The sequence below is a fragment of the Sphingomonas sp. Leaf25 genome, assembly GCF_001421635.1.
In the GTDB taxonomy this organism is placed as follows: domain Bacteria; phylum Pseudomonadota; class Alphaproteobacteria; order Sphingomonadales; family Sphingomonadaceae; genus Sphingomonas.
This window is the reverse complement of sequence record NZ_LMKU01000033.1, coordinates 415,397-436,404: the sequence shown is the minus strand read 5'-3', so window position 1 is coordinate 436,404 and position 21,008 is coordinate 415,397. Positions and strand designations below refer to the sequence as shown.

16 protein-coding genes are annotated in these 21,008 nt (G+C 68.6%); 10 read left to right on the top strand and 6 right to left on the bottom strand.

Translation table 11 applies throughout. The features are described 5' to 3' along the window. Positions 1-51: 51 nt before the first annotated feature. The gene (locus tag ASE78_RS16990; protein WP_235515132.1) at positions 52-1,632 is read right to left on the bottom strand and encodes a DUF5060 domain-containing protein; all 1,581 of its coding nucleotides are present in this window, start codon (positions 1,630-1,632) and stop codon (positions 52-54) included. A 71-nt stretch (positions 1,633-1,703) separates the two neighbouring features. Between ASE78_RS16990 and ASE78_RS16985 the strand changes: the two genes are divergently transcribed. Continuing rightward, positions 1,704-3,008 (top strand): MFS transporter, encoded by a 1,305-nt coding sequence (locus tag ASE78_RS16985; RefSeq protein WP_056498712.1) that lies wholly within the window; start codon positions 1,704-1,706, stop codon positions 3,006-3,008. A gap of 43 nt (positions 3,009-3,051) precedes the next feature. On the opposite strand, the gene ASE78_RS16980 is transcribed toward ASE78_RS16985, so the two are convergent. Genes ASE78_RS16980 through ASE78_RS16970 form a run of 3 tightly spaced genes read right to left on the bottom strand, consistent with a single transcriptional unit; the run spans position 3,052 to position 6,337 of the window. Beyond that, positions 3,052-4,518, bottom strand: coding sequence for an FGGY family carbohydrate kinase (locus ASE78_RS16980; RefSeq protein ID WP_056498711.1), 1,467 nt, complete (start codon positions 4,516-4,518; stop codon positions 3,052-3,054). After that, entirely contained in the window at positions 4,515-5,477 is a 963-nt protein-coding gene (locus ASE78_RS16975) for a transketolase family protein (protein ID WP_056498709.1), read from the bottom strand. The genes ASE78_RS16980 and ASE78_RS16975 overlap by 4 nt, the downstream gene beginning before the upstream one ends. Further along, positions 5,474-6,337 (bottom strand): transketolase, encoded by an 864-nt coding sequence (locus tag ASE78_RS16970; protein ID WP_082467295.1) that lies wholly within the window; start codon positions 6,335-6,337, stop codon positions 5,474-5,476. The genes ASE78_RS16975 and ASE78_RS16970 overlap by 4 nt, the downstream gene beginning before the upstream one ends. Before the next feature lie 73 nt (positions 6,338-6,410). On the opposite strand from ASE78_RS16970, the gene ASE78_RS16965 reads away from it, so the two are divergent. The 8 genes from ASE78_RS16965 to ASE78_RS16930 all read left to right on the top strand — a co-directional run bounded on the left by ASE78_RS16965 (position 6,411) and on the right by ASE78_RS16930 (position 16,464). After that, complete coding sequence (locus ASE78_RS16965; RefSeq protein ID WP_056498707.1) at positions 6,411-7,391, top strand: sugar phosphate isomerase/epimerase family protein; 981 nt, start codon at positions 6,411-6,413, stop codon at positions 7,389-7,391. Positions 7,392-7,419: 28 nt separating this feature from the next. Further along, positions 7,420-10,533: an alpha-L-rhamnosidase gene (locus tag ASE78_RS16960; RefSeq protein ID WP_056498705.1), complete on the top strand. Its 3,114-nt coding sequence runs from the start codon at positions 7,420-7,422 to the stop codon at positions 10,531-10,533. A gap of 55 nt (positions 10,534-10,588) precedes the next feature. Next, positions 10,589-11,770 carry an aldose 1-epimerase family protein gene (locus ASE78_RS16955; protein ID WP_056498703.1) on the top strand — a complete coding sequence of 394 codons (1,182 nt, stop codon included), beginning with the start codon at positions 10,589-10,591 and terminating at the stop codon, positions 11,768-11,770. Continuing rightward, positions 11,767-12,513 carry an SDR family NAD(P)-dependent oxidoreductase gene (locus ASE78_RS16950; RefSeq protein WP_056498701.1) on the top strand — a complete coding sequence of 249 codons (747 nt, stop codon included), beginning with the start codon at positions 11,767-11,769 and terminating at the stop codon, positions 12,511-12,513. Before ASE78_RS16955 ends, ASE78_RS16950 begins: the two co-directional genes overlap by 4 nt. A gap of 12 nt (positions 12,514-12,525) precedes the next feature. Further along, positions 12,526-13,716, top strand: a complete 1,191-nt coding sequence (locus ASE78_RS16945) for a CaiB/BaiF CoA transferase family protein (protein ID WP_056498699.1) — start codon at positions 12,526-12,528, stop codon at positions 13,714-13,716. Beyond that, positions 13,713-14,807: an extracellular solute-binding protein gene (locus ASE78_RS16940; RefSeq protein WP_056498697.1), complete on the top strand. Its 1,095-nt coding sequence runs from the start codon at positions 13,713-13,715 to the stop codon at positions 14,805-14,807. The genes ASE78_RS16945 and ASE78_RS16940 overlap by 4 nt, the downstream gene beginning before the upstream one ends. Continuing rightward, positions 14,804-15,574, top strand: coding sequence for an enoyl-CoA hydratase/isomerase family protein (locus ASE78_RS16935; protein ID WP_056498696.1), 771 nt, complete (start codon positions 14,804-14,806; stop codon positions 15,572-15,574). The genes ASE78_RS16940 and ASE78_RS16935 overlap by 4 nt, the downstream gene beginning before the upstream one ends. A gap of 89 nt (positions 15,575-15,663) precedes the next feature. Continuing rightward, entirely contained in the window at positions 15,664-16,464 is an 801-nt protein-coding gene (locus tag ASE78_RS16930) for a kinase (protein WP_056498694.1), read from the top strand. Positions 16,465-16,538: 74 nt separating this feature from the next. Here ASE78_RS16930 and ASE78_RS16925 read toward each other — a convergent pair whose 3' ends face one another. Continuing rightward, complete coding sequence (locus tag ASE78_RS16925) at positions 16,539-18,557, bottom strand: right-handed parallel beta-helix repeat-containing protein (protein WP_156351544.1); 2,019 nt, start codon at positions 18,555-18,557, stop codon at positions 16,539-16,541. A 101-nt stretch (positions 18,558-18,658) separates the two neighbouring features. Between ASE78_RS16925 and ASE78_RS16920 the strand changes: the two genes are divergently transcribed. Next, positions 18,659-20,290 (top strand): glycoside hydrolase family 28 protein, encoded by a 1,632-nt coding sequence (locus tag ASE78_RS16920; protein ID WP_200911081.1) that lies wholly within the window; start codon positions 18,659-18,661, stop codon positions 20,288-20,290. A 44-nt stretch (positions 20,291-20,334) separates the two neighbouring features. On the opposite strand, the gene ASE78_RS19715 is transcribed toward ASE78_RS16920, so the two are convergent. Next, positions 20,335-20,985: a TonB-dependent receptor domain-containing protein gene (locus tag ASE78_RS19715; RefSeq protein ID WP_235515146.1), complete on the bottom strand. Its 651-nt coding sequence runs from the start codon at positions 20,983-20,985 to the stop codon at positions 20,335-20,337. Between the last annotated feature and the right edge of the window lie 23 nt (positions 20,986-21,008).

Sequence of the window (21,008 nt, the reverse complement as noted above, 5' to 3'; positions counted from 1 at the left end):
CACCGGCGGACGATGTTGTCGATCGAGCTTTGGCGGACTACCCCGCGACCGTCACACCTTCGTTATCCGCAGCGCGATGTAAGGTTTGCCGGGCAGGGCGATGCTTGGCCGGGCGGGGTCGTGGACGTCGTATTCGTCGCGCTGGACCATGCGGAACACGCCGTCCACCGGGGTGATCGTCATGTTCCAGGTGTCGAGGATGTCGATGCGGTAGTCGGGGTGCGGATCGGCGGCGCGGGTGGGCAGCGCGACGTCCCAGCGGGTCGGGCGGCTGTTGCCGAAATATTTGAGATACCAGGTGAAGTCCCGCCCGCCCAGATGATAGTCCCAGAATTGCTGGATCGGATCGATCCCCGGCGATGGAACGCTCGCCAGAATGCGGTTCAGGAACGCCAGCCGGGGCGGACTCGTCCCGCGCAGGCTGCCCCCCTGCCCCAGCCACGACTGGTCGGGATTGCCGGTGTCGGTGAACACCTCGCCGTGCCCGACATAGGCGCCGCCGAGCGTGCCCCACCAGAACCGCTCGACCAGTTGCTCGCCGGTCAGCCGCGCCCAGCGCTTGTCGGAATTGCCCTCGTAGATCACCTCGTCGAAGATCACCGCCTTCTGCGCGAAATTGCGGTGCGGATGGACCCGCCCGTCGTCGAGCACCGCCGCGCCGTGCTGGATGCTGGCATGGGTGATCCACGGCTTGCGGTAATCGTAATAGACGTTGAGTTGATGGATCGAGCGCAGCCGGTCGTGCGGATCGGCGGCGACCAGCACCGCGAACAGATGATCCCAGTCGGCAACCGTCTTGTCCTCGACGATGTCATATTCATTGGCCATCGCCCACCAGACGTGGCGAAACGCCCCGAACCGCGCCGCGACATAGCGGACATAGCGTTCGTCGTCCGACCGCCGCATCGCCGAATAGCCGCGCCGCTTGTCATAGGGGTGGAACAGGATGACGTCGGCCTCGATCCCCAGCTCGCCCAGTCGGCGCAGGCGATCCTCGAATCGGCGGAAATAGGCGGGATCGAACCGGGCGGGGTCCCAGTCGCGCGGGGCACCGCCGGTGCGCACGAACGGGTCGGTCGCGACCGATGCGACGTTCGGGAACACGCACATACGGATCTTGTTGAACGGTCCCGCCTTCAGCGTCGCCAGCGTGCGCGCGCATTGCGCATCGGATTGCAGCGCCCATGAATAGGCGGTCGTTCCCACCGGGCGATAGGGCGTGCCGTCGGCATGGACGAAATGATAGCCGTCGCGCGTCATCCGCACCGGGCCGTGGTTGCCGGGCGACGGTGGCACGCTGTCCACCGCGCCGCTTCGCCCGTCGAGCGCGGCGACGTTGCTCGCCGTCGTCCATGTCCATCGGCCGAGCGCCGGCGGGCTGAAACGGATGCGGTAGGTGCCGTCGCCGTCGTAGAAACCGGGCACGACAATGCGCGTCGTACCCAGCGTAAAGGTCGCCGCCAGCGTCACGTCGTCGAACGGATTGCCGCCCGCCGGGCCGTCCAGCACGATCTCATGCAGGCCCCAGCGCTCGACCCGCGCGGTGGCGCTCGCCGCCGCGGCGGGGGTCAGCGCGGCGGCGGCCGCTGCCGCGCCGCCGCCCAATATGGTCCTTCGCGAAACCGTCACCATCGCTCTCCAATTGCACCGCAACCCATAACATCATATGTCGTCATATGATTATAAAACCGGAGGGAGCGGGAATGGAAGGCGCAATCGCGGAGGGGATCGGTTCCGACCGAAACGACTGGAAGAACACGATTCTCGCCGGGCTGGCCAATTATATCGATGCCGGATCGATCGTCGCCGGGTCGGCCGCGCTCGCGCTGTGGATGCAGGCCTATGACCTCAGTCCCGGTTTCGTCGGGCTGATCGGCGCGTTCGGGCCGAATGCCATTTCCGCCGGAATCGGCGCGTTCGTCGGCGGGCGGCTGTGCGACCTGTTCGGGCGCAAGACGATCTACCAATATGACATGCTGTTCTATGCGTTCGGCATGTTGTGGCTGATCTTCGCGATGAATGCGTGGATGGTGCTGATCGGCTTTTTTCTGGTCGGGCTGGCAGTGGGCGCGGACATTCCGGCGTCGTGGTCGCTGATCGCCGAAACCGCGCCCAAGGGCGCGCGCGGCAAGCATAGCGGCGTGGCGCAGGTGCTATGGTATCTGGGGCCGGTCGTCGTGCTGCTGATGTTCCTCGCGCTCGAACCGCTCGGGCTACTAGGCGCGCGGATCGTGTTCGCGCATCTCGCCATCCTCGCGGTGGCGCTGACCTTCCTGCGATCGCGGATGAAGGAATCGCAACGCTGGCTGGATGCGCAGGCGGACAAGATACCGAGCGCCGGCGCGGCGGCACAGCCTGCGCGGCTGCGCGATCTGATGACAATGCAGTGGATCGCGCCGATGGCGTTCCTGACCGGCATGTACGGCATGTGGAACCTGTGGGCGGGCACCAACGGCTTCTTCTTTCCCTATATCCTGCGCACCGTCGGCAACCAGAGCCAGGCGATGGCGGTGGCGGTGCAGTCGTTCAGCTTCCTGCTCGGCATGTTGTCGATCTGGCTGATCTTCATGCGGCTGGCCGACCGGGTGAACCAGCGCACGCTGTTCCTGGTGTCGGCCATCGTCCAGGTGGTCGGCATGTCGTTGCTGGCGATCTTTCCGCTGACGCTGTCGATGGCGCTGGTGCATGTGATGCTGATGAGCATCGGCCAGGGGTTCGGCGCGCAATCCTTCTTCCAGTTGTGGAGCGCGGAGATGTTCCCCACGCTGCTGCGATCGACGGCGCAGGGGCTGATGTTCGGGATCGTGCGGATCGTGCTGGGCATCTTCAGCTTCTTCGTGCCGCTGCTGACCGCGACCGGGTTCCAGACGCTGGCATGGATCCTGACCGGGTTCCTGGTCCTGAGCGGACTGATCGGCTACCTCGGCGCACCGCGCAACGAGGGCAAGTCACTGGACGAACTCGAGGCGGACATGGATGTCGCCCCGATCGAGGGGCGGACGGCGTAGGCCGGCCTGCCGGACAGGGCGGATGCCCGGTCCGGCACCAAGATCACCCGGCGCGTTCGATCGCGCTCGCCCAGCCGGCCCGCATCGCCGCCCGGGCCGGCGCGTCGATCGCGGGTGCGAACACCTGTTCGGGCACCAGCCGCAGGTCGGTGCCGTCCAGTCCCATCGCCCCGGCCGCCATCCGCGCCGCACCCAGCGCGCTGGCCTCGGCGGCATGCGGGCGGACAATCGAGCGGCCGGTCAGGTCGGCGAGGATCTGCGCCAGCAACGGGTTCTTCGCCGCGCCGCCATCGACCGACACGGTGGCGCACGGCCGGCCGAGATCGGCCTCCATCGCCGCCAGCACGTCGGCGATCTGCAAGGCGATCGCGTCGAGCGTCGCGCGGGCGACATGCGCCGGGCGGGTGGCCAGCGTCATGCCCGCGATCAGCCCGCGCGCCTGCGGCCGCCAGTGCGGCGCGCCCAGCCCGGCGAGCGCGGGCACGAATGTCACCCCGCCGGCATCGGGCACGCTCGCCGCCAGCGCCGTCAGCGCCGCTTCGTCGGCCAGCCCGAGCAATGTCGTAGCGAACGCCGCCGCCTGTCCCGACACCGAGATATTGCCTTCGAGCGCATGGCGGACGACGCCGCCCCGGCTCCACGCGATCGTGCCGGACAGGCCGTGCGCCGAGCGCACCCGGCCGTCGGTCGGCGTCATCAGCGAGCTGCCGGTGCCGATCGTGGCCTTCACCCCGCCGCCCGGCGTTTCGATGCCGTGCGCGAACAGCGCGGCATGGCTGTCGCCGATCATCGCATGGATCGGGGTTCCCGGCGGCAGCGCGGTGATGCCCGGCGCGACGGTGCCGAACGCGGCATCCGACGACAGCACCTGTGGCAGCATGGCGAGCGGCACGTCGAAGATCGCGGCGAGATCGTCGTCCCAGCACAGCCGGTCGAGATTGAACAACTGGGTGCGCGACGCATTGCTGTGGTCGGTCGCATGGACCGCGCCGTCGGTCAGGTTCCACAACAGCCAACTGTCGATCGTGCCGCAGCGCAGTTCGCCGCGCGCCGCGCGGTCGCGCGCGCCGGGCATGGCGTCGAGCAATCCGGCGATCTTGGCGGCGGGGAACAACGGGTCGAGGCTGAGCCCGGTGCGCGCCAGCACCAGCGGTTCGTGGCCCTGCGCGCGCAGCGCGGCCAGCCGCCCGGCCGATCGCTGGCATTGCCACAACACCGCCGGGGTCAGCGCCTGTCCGGTGGCCGCGTCCCAGATCACCACCGTTTCGCGCTGGTTGGCGATGGCGACCGCCGCGACCCGCACGTCGGGGGCGGAGGCGACCAGCTCGCCGATCAGCGCGGCGACCGCTTCCCAGATGTCGGACGCCGATTGTTCGGCCCAGCCGGGGCGGGGATAGGTAACGCGCATCACCCGCGACCGCGACCGTACCACCGTGCCGTCGGTGGCGACCAGCAACGCCTTGGTATTGGTCGTCCCCTGATCGATCGCGAGGATGACCGGGCGGCTCATCGCGCCGCCCGCTGCCCGAGCACGTCGCGCACCGCCGCCGCGATCCCGCTGGCGGTCAGGCCGAAGCGTTCCATCAGCCAGTCGGCCGATCCGGTCGGCAGGAAGCCAGGGAAGCCCAGCATCCGCATCGGCACCGGGGCATGGCGCGCGCACCATTCGGCGACCGCCCCGCCCAGCCCGCCGTGCGCCAGCCCTTCCTCGGCGGTCACGATCGCGCCGGTCGCCGCCGCTGCGGCCAGCGCGGCGGCATCGATCGGCGAGACGGTGGCCATGTTGACGACGCGCGCCGCCACCCCCTCGCCCGCAAGGAGGTCGGCGGCGGCGATCGCGCGGTGGACCAGCGTCCCGCTGGCGATAATCGCCACGTCGCCCCCGTCGCGCAGCGTCTCGGCCCGGCCGATCGCGAAGGGGGTGTCGTCCCGGTCGAGCGCCGGCACCGGCATGCGACTGATGCGGACATAGACCGGGCCGTCGTGCGCGGCGGCGGCGCGGATCGCGGCATCGGTCTGCCACGGGTCGGCGGGCACGATCACCGTCAGCTTGTCGATCGCGCGCAGCCACGCGACATCCTCGATACTGTGATGCGTCGCCCCCAGTTCGCCATAGGCGACGCCGCTGGAGATGCCGCACAGCTTGACGTTGGCCTGGCTGTAGCCGCAGTCGACCTTGATCTGCTCCATCGCTCGCGCGGTGAGGAAACATCCCGCCCCGCTGACGAACGGCACCTTGCCGCCATTGGCCAGCCCCGCGCCGACGCTGACCATATTCTGTTCGGCGATGCCGACGTTGACGAGCCGGTCGGGGAAACGGTCGCGGAATTTGCCGAGCTTCGACGATCCGACCGAGTCGTTGACCACCGCGACGATGCGATCGTCGGTGGTCGCCATGTCCTCCAGCGCGGCGACATAGGCGTCGCGGCAGTCGAACATGCCCTGGGGCGCGGACGCGGCGGCGCTCACGACGCCATCTCCGCTTCCAGCTCGCGGATCGCCTGGGCATATTGCGCCGCATTCGGCACGCCGTGATGCCAGCCGGCCTGATCGCGCATGAAGCTCACGCCATGCCCCTTGGCGGTATCGGCGATGATGCACCGCGGCCGGTCGCGTGGGCGCGCCGCCGCGTCGAACGCCGCCAGCAGCGCACCCGCGTCATGGCCGTCGACGCCGACGACCTCCCAGCCGAACGCGCGCCATTTGTCCGCCAACGGTTCGAGCGCGTTGGTATCCTCGGTCCGCGCGCCTTGTTGCAGGCGGTTGCGATCGACCACCACGGTCAGCTTGCCCAGCCCCCGGTGGCCGGCCAGCATCGCCGCCTCCCACATGCTGCCTTCCTGTAGCTCGCCATCGCCGGTTAGCGCGAAGACGCGGTAGTCGGCGCGATCGATCTGGCCGGCGATGGCGATGCCCACCGCGACCGGAAACCCGTGGCCGAGCGGCCCGGTGTTGGTTTCGACACCGGGCAGATACACCCGGTTGGGATGCCCGTTCAGCCGCGATTCCGGCTGGAGATAGGTGTCGAGTTCGGCTTCGGGAAAGAAGCCCCGCGCCGCCAGCGCCGAATAGAGCGCGCCGGTGCAATGCCCCTTGCTCATCACGAACCGGTCGCGATCCGGGGCGTCGGGCCGGGCCGGGTCGATCCGCAATATGTCGAAATACAGCGCGGCGAGAATGTCGGTCGCCGACAGGTCGCCGCCGGGATGCCCCTGCCCCGCCCCGACGATCATCGCCAGCAGCCGCCGACGCATCCAGTTGGCCCTGGCGCGCACCCGATCGGCGCGCGCGGCGAAATCCTCATTGCCTGCGGCGGACATATTATTCATATGACGTCTTATATGTGATTATCGGCGGGACGCAATCGCGTCGCGCGGCGAAAATTCGCGGGAGGATCGATCGATGGGCAAGCAACGCTATGGCGCCGGCATCTGGCATTTCGCCACCTACGTCGATCGCTACGCCACCGACGGCTATGGCGAGACGCGCTCGCTGATCGACATGATCGATCTGGCCGGGCAGGTCGACGATCTGTCGGTGGTCGACATCAACTATCCCTTCGCCGATCCCGGCCTGTCGCTGTCGCAAGTCGACGCGGCGCTGGCGCGCAACGGGCTGTCGGTGATCGGCATCACCCCCGAAATCTACACGCGGCAGTTCGCGCGCGGCGCGTTCACCAATCCCGATCCGGGCATCCGCCGCCTCGCCAACGAGATGTGCAACGAGGCCGCCCGCGTCGTCCGCCATTTCGGCGCGGACTATGTGAAGCTGTGGCCGGGGCAGGACGGGTGGGACTATCCGTTCCAGGTCGACCACCGCGACCTGTGGCGGATGAGCGTCGAGGGCGTGGCCGAACTGGCGGGACAGAACCCCGACCTGAAATTCGTCATCGAATACAAGCCGCGCGAACCGCGCGTCCACATGAGCTACGACAGCGTCGCGCGCACCCTGCTGGGCATCGAGCGGATGGGCCTGCCCAATGTCGGCATCCTGCTCGATTTCGGTCATTCGCTGTACGGCGGCGAGAGCCCGGCCGATGCGGCGCAACTGGCGATCGACCACGGCCGGCTGTTCGGGATGGACGTGAACGACAATCTGCGCGGGTGGGACGACGATCTGATCGCCGGGTCGATCCACCCGATCGAGCTGTTCGAATTCTTCTACACACTGCGCAAGAACGGGTGGGAGGGCGTGTGGCAGCTCGACCAGTTCCCGTTCCGCGAGGACAGCGTCGCCGCCGCCAATTCGGCGATCGGCTTCCTGAAGACGGTGGAGCGCGCGCTCGACAAGCTGGACTTCGCGGCGATGCAGGCGGCGCAGGACCGGCAGGATGCGGTGGCTGCGCTCAATCTGGCGCGGCAGGCATTGTTCAGCTCCTACTGATGACAATCCTCCCGACCGGAGCCGCCGCATGAGCTTGAGCGTCGTCGACCTTCGTGCCGAAGGCATCGTCGATCCGATCGGCCTGCACGTCGTCGCCCCACGCCTGTCGTGGCGGATCGAGGGCGACGGCCACGGCATCGTCCAGGCGCGCTACCGCATCCGCGCCGAAGCGGACGGGGCCGTCGTGTGGGACAGCGGCGACGTCGCGTCCGATGCCAGTTTCGCCATCGCCTATGGCGGCCCGCCGCTTCGCCCCCGGCAACGGGTGTCATGGTCGGTCGAGATCGCCACCGTCGACGGGCGCACGGCATGCTCCCTGCCGGCATGGTTCGAGGCGGGGCTGTTCGACACATGGCGCGCCGACTGGATCGAGATGGAGGACGACCTTGCCGCCGCCGACCGCGCGGCGGGGCTGGCATGGGTGTGGAGCGACACCGCGCTCGACCCGCGCCCGCACGGCTTCCGCCTCGACCTCATCGTCCCGTCCGACGTGGTACACGCCGAGATACTGGTGGCGGGCAAGGATCATCTGCGCGGCGTGTGGGTCGACGGCGTGGCCGCAGCGCTCGACCAGCCATGGGGCTATGACAGTCCGCTGCCGTTCTGGGGATCGCTCGCTCCCGTCGTGGCGACGCTGCGTCCCGGCCGGGCCAGCGTCTGCGTCGCGGTCGATGCCGATGTCACCGGCTTCTTCCCGGTCGATGGCGGTGCGTTCGCCAGCCTGATCCGCCTGCACCGCGCCGACGGCCGCGTCGAGCGGATCGTCAGCGGCCCCGACTGGCGGGTGCTGCCCGATCCGCCGGCGGAGTGGCGGGACGCGGTGTTCGACGCGGGTGACTGGCCCCGCGCGGTGCCGAGCGGATCGAACGCCCGCAACGATCCGCGCCCGGCCGAACCGGCGATGCTGCTGCGCCACGCCTTCACCGCGCGCGGCGGGATCGTCGCCGCGCGCCTTTATGCCACGGCGCTCGGCAGCCACATCGCGACGATCAACGGGCAACGGGTGTCGGACGCGGTCCTCTCGCCCGAAATCAGCGTCGCCGATGCCCATGTCTTCTACGAGAGCGTCGACGTTACCGCGCTGATCGTGCCGGGCGACAACGCCATCGGACTGACGGTCGGCGACGGATGGTATGCCAGCCCGTTCGGCTGGCGGATCGAACGCTATGCGTTCGGCCCCGCCCCGCGCCGGGTACGAGCCGAACTGCACATCGATTACGCCGATGGCACCACGCAGCGGATCTTGACCGGTCCCGGCTGGCGCATCGCCCCCTCCCCGATCGTGCGGTCGGAAATCTACGACGGCGAGACGGTCGACGCGCGCCGGACGATCGCGGGATGGGAGCGCGCCGGGTTCGACGATTCGGGCTGGGCCACCGCCGCCATCGGCACCGCGCCGGACGCCGCGCTGCTGCCGCTCGTCTCGCCGCCGCTGCGCGCGGTGGAGGAACGACGCGCGGTGCGCGTCGCCGAGCCGGTGCCGGGCCGGTTCGTGTTCGATTTCGGGCAGAATTTCTCGGGCTGGGTACGGATCGCCGTTCAAGGCGCGGCAGGTACGACGATCACCGCGCGGTTCGCCGAACTGCTCGGCGGCGACGGCACGGTCGACATGGCCAATCTGCGCCTCGCCCGCGCGACCGACGGGTTCATCCTGGCGGGCACCGGCGCGCAGGAACGCTTCGAACCCTCGTTCACCTATCACGGCTTCCGCTATGTCGAGATCGAGGGCTATCCGGGCGTGCCGGCTGTGGAGGATGTCGTCGGCATCGTCGTCCACAGCGATTGCCGCATCACCGGCGCGATGCGCTTCGCCGATGCACCGCTGTTGCAGACGATCTGGCACAACGCGCTGTGGAGCCAGCGGTCGAACTTCTTCGCCGTGCCGACCGATTGCCCGCAGCGCGACGAACGCATGGGGTGGATGGGCGACATTCAGGTGTTCCTCGACGCCGCCGCTTTCAACATGGAGGTCGCCCCGTTCCTGCGCCGCTTCCTGATCGACGTCCGCGCCGCCCAGCGCGCCGATGGCGGCTATCCCATCGTCGTGCCGCAGCCGCAGTCCTACCCGCATGTCGTCACCGCCGGGTGGAGCGAGGCGGGGGTGATCCTGCCGTATCAACTGTGGCAGCGCTACGGCGACACGGCAGTGATCGACGAGAACTGGACGGCGATGACGCGGTGGATGGCGCATGTCGCCGCCGCCAACCCCGATGGCGTGTGGCGTCACGATCGCGGGCTCGATCTCGGCGACTGGCTGTCGGTCGACGCGGTGAAGCCCGACGACGAGACGACGCCACGCGGGCTGTGCGCCACCGCCTATTGGGCATGGACCGCCGATCTGATGGCGGCGATGGCCGACGCGACCGGGCGGCACGCCGAGGCGGCGGAGTATCGCGCGCTGCGCCGGCGGGTGGGCGCTGCGTTCGCCGCCGAATATGGCGGCCAGGGCGGCAGGGTCGGCAACGGTAGCCAGACCGGGCAGGTGCTGGCGCTGCACATGGGGCTGGTGCCGCAGGAGCGGCGCGCCGCCGCCGCGCGCGTGCTGGCCGACGATATTCGCGCACGGGGCATGACCCTGTCGACCGGGTTTCTCGGCACGCCCTATCTGCTCGACGTGCTGGCCGATGCCGGGCTTCTGGCTGAGGTCGAGGCGCTGTTGCTCCAGACCGGCTATCCGGGCTGGGGCTATATGGCGGCGCAGGGTGCGACCAGCGTGTGGGAGCGGTGGAACGGCGATACCGGCGACATCGCGATGAACAGCTACAATCATTATGCCTTCGGCGCGGTGGTCGGCTTCTTCTACCGCCGACTCGCCGGAATCGCGCCCGCCGCGCCGGGGTTCCGCCGGATCGCGGTGCGGCCGCTGTGGCTGCCACGGGTCGGCCGGGTCGAGGCGCGCTATGATTCCTGCGTCGGGCCAATCGCGACGCGAACGCAGGGCGACGCCGACGGGCTGACCGCGCTGGCGCTCTCCGTTCCGGCCAATGCCACCGCCGAGGTCGAACTGCCGATGCGCCGCATGTGGCGCGAGGGCGGCCGCGCGCTGCGCGACCATCCCGCCATCCATGACCTGCGCGAAACCGATGACGTGGTGCGGTTCGGCATCGGATCGGGCGACTGGACCTTCGCGATCGACGATTGACGATCGCGGATACACTAGTTAAACATCATACGTCTTATGATATAGGAGAGACAGGTTGGTCACGCTGTTCGGCGAGACGATGTCGCGGCGGACGCTGGCGACCCGGACCGGGGCATTGTCGCAGTTTGCCGGCGTGCGGCTGTCGACGCTGGGCGACGGGGTGGAGCGCGGTATCCGCCAGCTCGAATTCCGTACCGGCACCGGGCTGCGCTTCACCGTGCTGGTCGACCGGGCGATGGACATTGCTGAGTGCGAACACGCCGGACGCGCGGTGGGGTGGCATTCGCCCTCCGGCTTCCGCCACCCCGGCCTGCACGATTATGAAGGCGAGGGCGGGCTTGGCTGGTTCCGGTCGATGTCGGGGCTGAACATCACCTGCGGCCTCGACCACACGTTGTTCATGCACGACGATCCGGCCGGCCATTATCATTACGGCCCCCGCACCAGCGTATCGTCGTCGCTCCACGGCCGCATCGGCACGATCCCCGCGCGACTGACCGGCTATGGCGAGCGCTGGGACGGCGACGACTGCGTGTTGTGGGCCGAAGGCGTGGTGCAGCAATCGACGGTGTTCGGCGAGGACCTGCACCTGATCCGCCGGATCGAGGCCGACGTCGGCGGTGACGAGATCCGGCTGCACGACCGCGTGGTCAACCATGGTTTCTATCGCACGCCGCACATGTATTGCTATCACATCAACGTCGGCCATCCGGTGCTGGCGCAGGGCGCGCGCTATGTCGCGCCGATCCGCGACGTCATCTGGGCAGCGCACGCCGACCAGTATGACGCGCAAGGGGTGGGCTATCGCACCGCCCCCGCCCCGATCGCCGATTTCCACGAACAGGTGTGGCAGCACGACATGGCCGCCGATCCGCACGGCCGGGTCAACGTCGCGCTGGTCAACGAAGCGATCAGCTTCGGCTTCGAGGTGGAGACGCTGAAGGCCCAGTTTCCGGCGATGTACCAGTGGCAGAATTTCCACGCCGGCCATTATGCGCTGGGCATCGAGCCATCGACCAACCACGTCATGGGCAAGGATTTCGCCCGCGATCGCGGCGAGCTGATCGAACTGGAACATGGGCAAGAGCGCCGGTACGACACCGTGCTGCGGCTGCTGCCCGATGCTGCGGCGGTGGCGGGTGCCGTCGCCCGCATCGAAGCGGTCGCCCGCCAGCCGGACGAAGAATACCCACAGCCCAGCGGCATCTTCCCGCCGATCGGGGGCCGGTCGGCATGATCGGGCGCACCATCCTCTATACCGGCGCGGCCGGCGGACTGGGGCTAGACACCACGCTGCTGCTGATGCGACGCGGGGCGACCGTGATCGCGATCGATAACGACCCGGCGAAGGTCGCCAGACTGCGCGATGCGGCAAGCGCCGTCGATACCGGGCGGCTGGTGGTATCGACCGTCGACCTGTCCGATCTCGCCGGCTTGCGCGCCGAGCTGGACCGGCTGGTCGCCGAATTGGGCGGGATCGACGTGGTGGTCAACAACGCCGCCGTCTATCCGTCGAAACCGTTCGAGGACTATTCGATCGAGGAGCATCAGTTCGTCCAGCGGGTGAACGTCGATGCCGGGATCGTCGCGGTACAGGCCGCGCTGCCGGGCATGCGCGCACGCGGTTTCGGGCGGATCGTCAACATCGCCAGCATCACCATTTCGGGCGGCTGGGCGAACCTGTCGCCCTATGTCGCGTCGAAGGGTGCGCTGATCGGGCTGACGCGGGCATGGGCGCGCGAGTTCGGCCCGTACGGCGTCACCGTCAACGCAATCGCGCCCGGCGCCTTTCCGACCGATGCCGAGGCGATCCACCCCAACCCGGAAGGGTACAACCGCATGGTGCTCGACGCGCAGGCGATCAAGCGGCGCGGGACCGCCGCCGACATCGCCGCGGCCATCGCCTTTTTCGCCGCCGACGAGGCGAGTTTCATCACCGGCCAGACGCTGCACGTTAACGGCGGCTGGGTCATGGCCTGAAGGACCGATCCTATGACTATCCTGAAGGGCATCCGCGTGCTCGACTGTTCGATCGCGATGGCCGGGCCGTTCGCGGCGCAGCGGCTGGGCGATCTGGGCGCCGATGTGGTGAAGGTCGAACCGACCTCGGGCGAATGGCAGCGTCATGCCTCGGCCGGCGGGGCGACCGGCAACCTCATCAACGTGTCGTTCCTGTCGCTCAACCGCAACAAGCGCTCGTTCGCGGTCGACCTGAAGGCGGCGGAGGGCAAGGCGCTGCTGCTCGAAATGGTCAAGACCGCCGACGTATTCCTCCAGAACTATCGCCCCGGCGTCGCCGAACGGCTGGGGGTGGATTACGCCACGCTGTCGGCGATCAACCCGCGCCTGATCTATGTCTCGATGTCGGGCTATGGCGAGGACGGACCGTATCGCAGCTATCCCGGACAGGACCTGTTGTTGCAGGGCATGTCGGGCGCGATGCTGTCGGCCGGGGCGCAAGGCGAGCCGCCGACCCCCGCCGGGCAATATCTGGTCGACGCGGTCACCGCCTATTCGGCGTTCGAAGGCGCGCTGGCCGCGCTGTTCCACCGCGAGCGCACCGGCGAGGGGCAGTTGGTGCAGATCAACATGCTCGACGCGATCACCACCATCCAGATGCAGGAACTGTCGGTCTTCACCATCGGCAACAAGCCGCAGACCCGCTCGGCCGAAGCGCACGCCCACAGCTATATCCGCGCACCCTATGGCGTGTTCGCGACCAGCGACGGCTATGTCACGCTGGCGATGGCCCCGCTCAAAAAACTGGGCGAATTGCTCGGCGATCCGTTCTTCGCCGACCTCGACGACGAACGCGATAGCTGGACGCACCGCGACGCGATCTTCGCGCGGGTGAAGGCGGCGCTGCCGTCGGCCACCAGTGCTGAGTGGCTCGAACGGTTCCGCGCGGTCGATATTTGGGCGGGGCCGGTCTATGGCTATGCCGATCTGGTCGACGATCCGCAGATCCGCCACAACGGCACCTTCGTCGAATATGACCACCCGACCGAAGGCCGGGTCAAGACGCCCGGCTTCCCGATCCGCTTTTCGAAGACCCCCTCTACGATCGCACGCGGCGCGCCGCTGGTGGGCGAACACAGCCGCGAGGTGCTGGGCGAGCTGGGGCTGGATGGCGCGGCGATCGACCGGCTGATCGAATCCGGCGTCGTGCGGCAGCACGCATGAGCTTTCGCGGCCTGACGTGGGACCATCCGCGCGGCTACAACGCGCTGGCGGCGGCGGGCGGTGCCTTGATCGCATGGGACCGGCACCCGCTGGAGGGGTTCGAGTCGCGCTCCATCGCCGAGCAATGCGCGCAGTATGATCTGGTGGTGCTCGACCATCCGCATGTCGGCGAGGCGGTCGCGGCGGAGTGTCTGATCCCGCTGGAATCGCTATTCGCCGCCGACGAGCTGGCGGCATGGGGGCGGGCGGCGGTCGGGCCGTCGCTGACCAGCTATCGCTATGCCGGGCGGCACTGGGCGCTGCCGCTCGATGCCGCGACGCAGGTGATGGCGATCCGCCGCGATCTGGCCGAAGCGGTGCCGGCGACATGGGCGGCGGTGGTCGCGCTGGCCGAGCGGGTCCCGGTCGCGCTGTCGCTGGCCGGACCGCACGCCGCGCTGACCTTCCAGTCGATCTGCGGCGCGCTCGCCGACGTGCCGGCGCGACCGGGCGACCGGTTCGTCGACCGCGCGCTCGCCCGCGAGGCATGGGCGCTGATGGCGCGGCTGACCGGCGATGCGACTCGCGCGGCGGCGGCGATGAACCCGATCGCGCTGCTCGAAGCGATGGCGGCGGGCGACGGTCCGGCGCTGTGTCCGCTGATCTACGGCTATGTGAACTATGCCGCCGCCGGGCAGGTCCGCTATGCCGACGCGCCGACGGCCAAGCGCATCGGATCGACGCTGGGCGGCACCGGCATCGCCGTGTCGCGCCGTGCGAAGGTCACGCCCGAGCTGCTCGACCATCTGCGCTGGCTGCTTTCCGACGCGGCGCAACGCGGCTTCATTCCGGCGCATGACGGACAGCCGTCGTTCCGTTCGGCATGGACCGATCCGGCGGTCGATGCCGCCGCGCGCGGATTCTATGGCGCGACCCGCGCGACGATCGAGGCGGCGCTGATCCGTCCGCGCCACGACCATGCCATCGCGTTCCAGACGGTGGCATCGGCGACGATCCGCGACGGGTTACTGCGCGATCAGACGGCCGACGCGGTGCTCGACACGGTCGATGCGGCCTATTCCCGATACCACCTGCCCGGAGCGGAAACATGACCGACGAGCTGCGCTTCACCATCGCCGATCGCGTCGCGACGATCGTGATCGACCGGCCGCACAAGCTGAACGCAATGACCCCGGCGATGGCCGACGCGCTGGTGGCGGCGGTCGGCGAGTGCAACCGGTCCGACGCGGTACGCGCGGTGGTGGTGACGGGAGCGGGCGAAAAGGCGTTCAGCGCGGGATCGGACATCACCACGCTGGATGGCTATGCGACACCATGGGATTTCCGCAACCGCGCCGATTATTGCGATGCGCTGCGCGCCTGTCGCAAGCCGGTGATCGCGGCGGTGAACGGCTATGCGCTGGGCGGGGGGCTGGAAACCGCGATGGCGTGCGACATCCGCATCGCCTCGACCAACGCACGCTTCGCCGCGCCCGAGATCAAGCTCGGCTGGATCGGCGGCGGCGGCATGGCGGCGGGGCTGGCCTATGCCGCCGGGCCGTCGAACGCGGCGATGCTGCTGCTGACCGGCGACATGATCGACGCCGATCGCGCGCTGGCGTGGGGGCTGGTGAGCGAGGTCGTCGACCCCGACCGTCTGATGGCACGCGCGCATGAGATCGCGGGGGTCATCGCATCACGCGCGCCGATCGCCGCCGAAACCGCCAAGCTGAACCTGCACGCCAGCTTCACCATGCCGTGGGACAAGGCGATCGACTATGAGCGCGACCTCCAGGCGATCTGTTTCGCGACCGACGACGCACGCGAGGGCCGCGCCGCCTTCGCCGAACGGCGCGCCCCCGATTTCAAGCGGCGCTGAAAGCGCTGGTTTGAAAATGCGTTCCGACGCATTTTGCGGCACCGCCTCGAAATTCGCTCTACCGCGAATTTTCAAATAGGCTCCGCGCGATGACCGGATCACTCGAACGGCTGGAAGCCAGGGTTCGCGACTGGCGCGCGCGCAAGCCGCTGGTCCTCGGCCTGTGCGGCGCGCAGGGATCGGGCAAGTCGACGCTGGCCGCCGCGCTGGCCGGGCGGCTGGCGGCGGACGGCTGGCGCGTCGCCATCCTGTCGCTCGACGACCTGTATCTGGGCGGAGAAGCACGCGCCGCGCTCGCCCGCACCATCCATCCGCTGCTGCGCACGCGCGGCGTGCCGCTGACGCATGACGTGGCGCACGGCATCGCGGTGATCGACGCGATCCGCGCCGGACACAGCGTGCCCCTGCCCCGGTTCGACAAGGCGCGCGACCAACCCGAACCAGCGGAATGCTGGCCGGTCGCGCCGGCGAATCTCGACCTGCTGATCTTCGAGGGATGGTGCGTCGGCGCGCGACCGCAAGGGTCGGCTGCGCTGGCCGAACCGGTCAACACGCTGGAGCGCGACGAGGACCCGCAGGGTTGCTGGCGCCACGCGGTCGATGCGGCGCTGGCGCACGACTATGCCGCGTTGTTCGCGCGGATCGACCGGCTGGTGCTGCTCGCCGCGCCGGGGTTCGAGGTCGTGGCGGACTGGCGTGCCGAACAGGAGGAAGCGCTGCGCCGCCGGCTGATCGCGCAAGGCCGCCCGACCGACGGGCTGATGGACCGCGCGGGCGTCGCGCGGTTCGTTGCGCATTACGAACGGCTCACGCGCTGGATCCTGCACGAGATGCCAGCGCGGGCCGACCTCGTCCTGCGCCTCGACCGGCAACGTGGATTGTCGGGGTAAAAAAACGGCCGCCGGGCCGGTCGGGCACGCGGCGGCCGAGGGGAAACCGGGGGGAACCGGTTACGTCGGAATTATCATCGCCGTACCCCGGCGCGGGCGATCACCGCCTGCGCTTCGGCCGGCCAGTCGCTGTCGGGCACGAGGATGTTGTCGCGCGCGACGTTGCCGATCTCGCTCAGCCAGCGGCCGCCGGTCGTGCTGGAAGTATGCCAGTTGCCGGTCGCGAGATTGTCGGTCGAGATGCGCCGCCGGAACATCTTGCCGGCGGTGTTGATGTTCAACCATTTGCCGCGCGTTTCGACGACGTTGCCGGTCACGGCGAAATGCTTGCTGCCTTCGTCGAGATAGATGGCGATCTTGCCGGCGATGTCGAAGATGTGGTTGCCGCGCACGATCGCGTTCGGATTGGCCGACAGATTGTAGATCGCGCCGCCGTCCATGAACCATGTCTTCACGCCATGGATGCGGTTGTTCTCGACCAGCGTGTCGCGCAGCGTCGTCGGCGTCGCATAGCGGACGTTGTGGACATAGCCCTTCTGGTTCTCGTCGTAGTTCGGGTTGCCGCCGACGTCGTTGTAGCCCCAGCCCCACCCGACCGCGATGCCGTCGTACGGCGCGTCGCTGACGTCGTTGTGGGCGATGCGCGCACCGCTGACATAGGTCGTCAGGATCGCGGCATTGTCCTTGTAATCCTGGCTGACCGAGGCGACGACATTGTCCTCGATCACCAGATCGCGGTTGATGAGCGCGGGGTCGCCGGGATGATGCGCGTCGACGCGCACCCCGCCGGCCATGATCGCGCTGCCCGATACGGCCGCGAAATGATTGCGCGCCACCCGGATACGTGCGGTGGCGAGGCCGGTGCCGCTCAGGTTCGCGGTGGCATCGTTGCCGATGCCCAGCGCGACCTGGCCGATCTGGGTGAAGCGATTGCCCTCGAACGTCACGTCGCGCGCGGCGGCGACCTGGACGGCGGCGGGCATCTGGTGCCATTTCTGCCGCATCGATTCGAATTCGACACAGCCCCAGCCGCAGCTTTGCCACGCATCCTTCGGCCGGATCGGCGACACGTCGGACAGGAACGCCCCGCTCTGCTGGTTGGCATAGCCGGTGGCGCGCGACGGCCCCATCCAGCTCGTGTACGAAAAGCGCAGGCCCCTGAACCCCAGCCGCTCGACCGGCGCGGCGGGCGTGCCGGCGATCGACACCAGCGCTTCGAGCCGGGGCAGCACCACCTTTAGCTTGGCAATATCGTCGTCCTGCGCGATCCGCAGGTACAGCTTGCCCGCCTGCGGATCGAGAAACCATTGATAGGGCTTGGCATGCCAGTCGTTGGCCTTGCCGATGAATTCCAGCGCGTTGACGAGGAACAGGCGCGAATCCGCCGGAAAGATCGGCTGGGTGATCGTGTCATAGCCCCAGCTATTATTGTCCCACGCCGGTTGGCGCATCGTCACGCGGCGCCCGGCGATCGACTGCACCGGCGAATAGCGGTCGGTGAAGAAGCCGGTCGCCTCCACCTCCATCCGGTCGGGCCGCTTCACGGCGGCGACATAGGCCAGATCGGGGCTGACGATGTCGAAGCCGGTCGCCGAGAACGCCACGTCGCTTGCCTTGATCTCGATCCACGGCCGCTCGGCGAGCTGATCGTCGACCCATAGCTGGCGCGCATCCAGCCCCTTGGGCACGTCGGCGACCCAGATGCGGCGCTCGGCATCGTGCAGGCGAAACCCGCGCACCGCCATGCCGCCCGACAACACCGGCCGCGCGCCATCCGCCGCACGCCATTCGACCCGGTGCCCCGCCCGCCCGCCATCGGCGGCGGTGAAGCGCAACGGCTGGTCAAGCAGATAGGTCCCGTCGGCGAGCACGACCGTCACGTCGCCACCGGCGCTGGCGGCGCGGACCAGCGCCTGCGCGCGGTCGAGCGACCGCACCGGGCGGGTCGCGCTGCCGCTCGCGCGGTCGTTGCCGTCGGGCGCGACATGGATCACCGCCTGCGCCAGCGCGCTGGCGCTCGCCAGCAGGCCCGTGAGCGCCAGCGTGACGCATGCCGCCGTACGGCGGCGCGGTCGGGGGGCACCAGCGTTCATTGTTCCTGCTCCTGAAAGGCGGCGTTGCTTCCTACCTCTATACATATGATGTCTTATGTTTAGACAGGTTGCAAGACTGTGTTTTACCCGGAGAAGTCTCAGTGATCCCATCGCCCGTCACCGTCGACCGCCGGTTCGTCCTGTCCGCCGCCTGTGCGACGCTGCTGGCCGCCGGCCTTGCCGATCAGGCGCAGGCGGTTGCCGCCGGCGTGGTGGAGGATGTCCGCCGCCACGGCGCGCGCGGCAACGGCACCACGATCGACAGCCCGGCGATCAACCGCGCGATCGCCGCCGCCGCGCGGCGCGGCGGCGGGACCGTCGTGGTGCCCGCCGGGCGCTATCTGTGCTTCACGCTGCGGCTGTGCGACAATATCGCGCTGGTCCTGTCGGCGGGCGCGACGATCGTCGCCGCCGATCCCGCCGTTCACGGCGCGCACTACGACCCGCCCGAAAATTATCTGGAGGAACAGTTTCAGGATTTCGGCATCACCCATGTCCACAACAGCCTGATCCGGGGCGACGGGCTGAACAACGTCGCGATCCTCGGCCCCGGCATGATTTACGGACCGGGACTGGACCGGGAAGGCCCCGGCGACCGCTGGCACGGCCGCGCCGGGTTCCGCTCGGCCGCCGCCCTCGGCGTATCGCCGCGCGACGTGGCGCTACGCGATCCGGCGGAACGCCACGCGGTCGGCCGCGCGAACAAGGCGATCGGCCTGATGCGCTGCCACGGCGTCCGCCTCGACGGGTTCACCATCCTTCAGGGCGGGCATTTCGCGGTCATCGCGCACGGCTGCACCAATATGCAGATCACCGGGCTGGTGATCGATACCGACCGTGACGGCATCGACATCGATGCCTGCCGCGACGTGCGCATCCTGAACTGCACGGTGAATGCACCCAAGGATGACGCGATCGTCCTCAAGAGCAGTTACGCGCTGGGCCGCGCGGTGCCGTGCGAGGATATTCTGATCTCGGGCTGCAAGACCAGCGGCCATGCGATGGGGTCGCTGCTCGACGGCAGCTATCGCCGCTCCGACTATCGATCGCCCGATGGCCTCGGCGTGCTGGGGCGAATCAAGCTGGGCACCGAGAGCAACGGCGGCTTTCGCGGCGTGCGGATCAGCGACTGTATCTGCACCAACAGCCGGGGAATATTGATGGGCATCGTCGATGGCGGGACGCTGGAGGATGTGACGGTATCGGGCATCGTCCTGCGCGATCCGGTCAACCACCCGCTGTTCGTCCATCACGCGGCGCGGATGCGGGGCCCGCGCGGCACCCCGGTCGGCCGCGTCCGCCGCATCCGGTTCGAGGATATTGCCATCGCGGGGGCGGACCCGCGCTTCGCCTGCGGCGTCGAAGGGATCGCCGACGCCCCGGTCGAGGACGTGACGTTTCGCGGGCTGGACATCGCCACCCGCGGCGGCGGCACCGCCGAGGACGCCCGGCGAACCCCGCCCTATCGTCGCGAAACCAGCCTTGAAGTCAGCTATCTCGGCACCCTGCCCGCCGCCGGCCTCTATGCCCGCCACGCCCGGCGGCTGACGATCCGCGACGTCACGCTGCACACCGACCTGCCCGACCAGCGCCCGGTGATCGCGCTGCATCAGGTGGCAGGGGCGAATATCGACGGCATCGCTTCGCCGATGCGACGCGATGCCGTGGTGAGTGCGCTCGACAGCCGGAACGTCGCGCTGGGCGACACGATGACGTTCGACAATCGATCCTGAGCAACCCATCCCCGTCCCGGCACCGGCCGGGACGGGGATACGGATCAGAAGCGCACCCGCACACCCGCCGAAACGCGGCGGCCGGTCTGGCGATATTCCTTCGTGCGGTTCTCGCTCACCGAATAGATGAACTCCTTGGCGCTGTTCAGGTTGATCGCATCGGCGAACACCGTGAAGTGCGATCCGACGTCATAGGACAGGCTGAGGTCGAGCTGGCCATAGGCATCGAAATACTCCGGCTCGCCGTTGCGGCCCGAGGCGACCTGAAGGAAATTGTCGCGATAGGTGTACGCCGCCCGCGCGGAAATGCCGTATTTCTCATAGAAGCCGACGAGGCTGTACGAATATTTGGACAGCCCCTCCAGCCCGAACGACACGTTGGCAACGGTGTTGGTATAGTTCGCGTCGGACTCGGTATAGTTGAAGCTCGTCTGCACGCCCAGTCCGTCGAACGGTGCAGGCAGCCAGTTGTCGAACGACTGGCGATAGCCGACCTCGAACCCCTTGACCTTGGCGCCGTTGCCATTGCCCGGCACCGTCACCTGAAACGATACCTGGTCGACCACCTGCGCCGTCGTCACCAGCGTCACGAACGATTCGATGTCCTTGTAGAACACGGCGGCGTTCAGCAGCGAATTGGGGGCGAAATACCATTCCGCGCCCAGTTCGGCCTGCTTGGCGCGGAACGGTTGCAGGTCGGGATTGCCGCGCCGGATCG

What these genes read in the sequence shown, in the direction of transcription:
- ASE78_RS16990 (WP_235515132.1), bottom strand. Translation starts at nt 1,632, where the DNA reads ATGGTGACGGTTTCGCGAAGGACCATATTGGGCGGCGGCGCGGCAGCG.
- ASE78_RS16985 (WP_056498712.1), top strand. Translation starts at nt 1,704, where the DNA reads ATGGAAGGCGCAATCGCGGAGGGGATCGGTTCCGACCGAAACGACTGG.
- ASE78_RS16980 (WP_056498711.1), bottom strand. Translation starts at nt 4,518, where the DNA reads ATGAGCCGCCCGGTCATCCTCGCGATCGATCAGGGGACGACCAATACC.
- ASE78_RS16970 (WP_082467295.1), bottom strand. Translation starts at nt 6,337, where the DNA reads ATGAATAATATGTCCGCCGCAGGCAATGAGGATTTCGCCGCGCGCGCC.
- ASE78_RS16965 (WP_056498707.1), top strand. Translation starts at nt 6,411, where the DNA reads ATGGGCAAGCAACGCTATGGCGCCGGCATCTGGCATTTCGCCACCTAC.
- ASE78_RS16960 (WP_056498705.1), top strand. Translation starts at nt 7,420, where the DNA reads ATGAGCTTGAGCGTCGTCGACCTTCGTGCCGAAGGCATCGTCGATCCG.
- ASE78_RS16950 (WP_056498701.1), top strand. Translation starts at nt 11,767, where the DNA reads ATGATCGGGCGCACCATCCTCTATACCGGCGCGGCCGGCGGACTGGGG.
- ASE78_RS16945 (WP_056498699.1), top strand. Translation starts at nt 12,526, where the DNA reads ATGACTATCCTGAAGGGCATCCGCGTGCTCGACTGTTCGATCGCGATG.
- ASE78_RS16940 (WP_056498697.1), top strand. Translation starts at nt 13,713, where the DNA reads ATGAGCTTTCGCGGCCTGACGTGGGACCATCCGCGCGGCTACAACGCG.
- ASE78_RS16935 (WP_056498696.1), top strand. Translation starts at nt 14,804, where the DNA reads ATGACCGACGAGCTGCGCTTCACCATCGCCGATCGCGTCGCGACGATC.
- ASE78_RS16930 (WP_056498694.1), top strand. Translation starts at nt 15,664, where the DNA reads ATGACCGGATCACTCGAACGGCTGGAAGCCAGGGTTCGCGACTGGCGC.
- ASE78_RS16925 (WP_156351544.1), bottom strand. Translation starts at nt 18,557, where the DNA reads ATGAACGCTGGTGCCCCCCGACCGCGCCGCCGTACGGCGGCATGCGTC.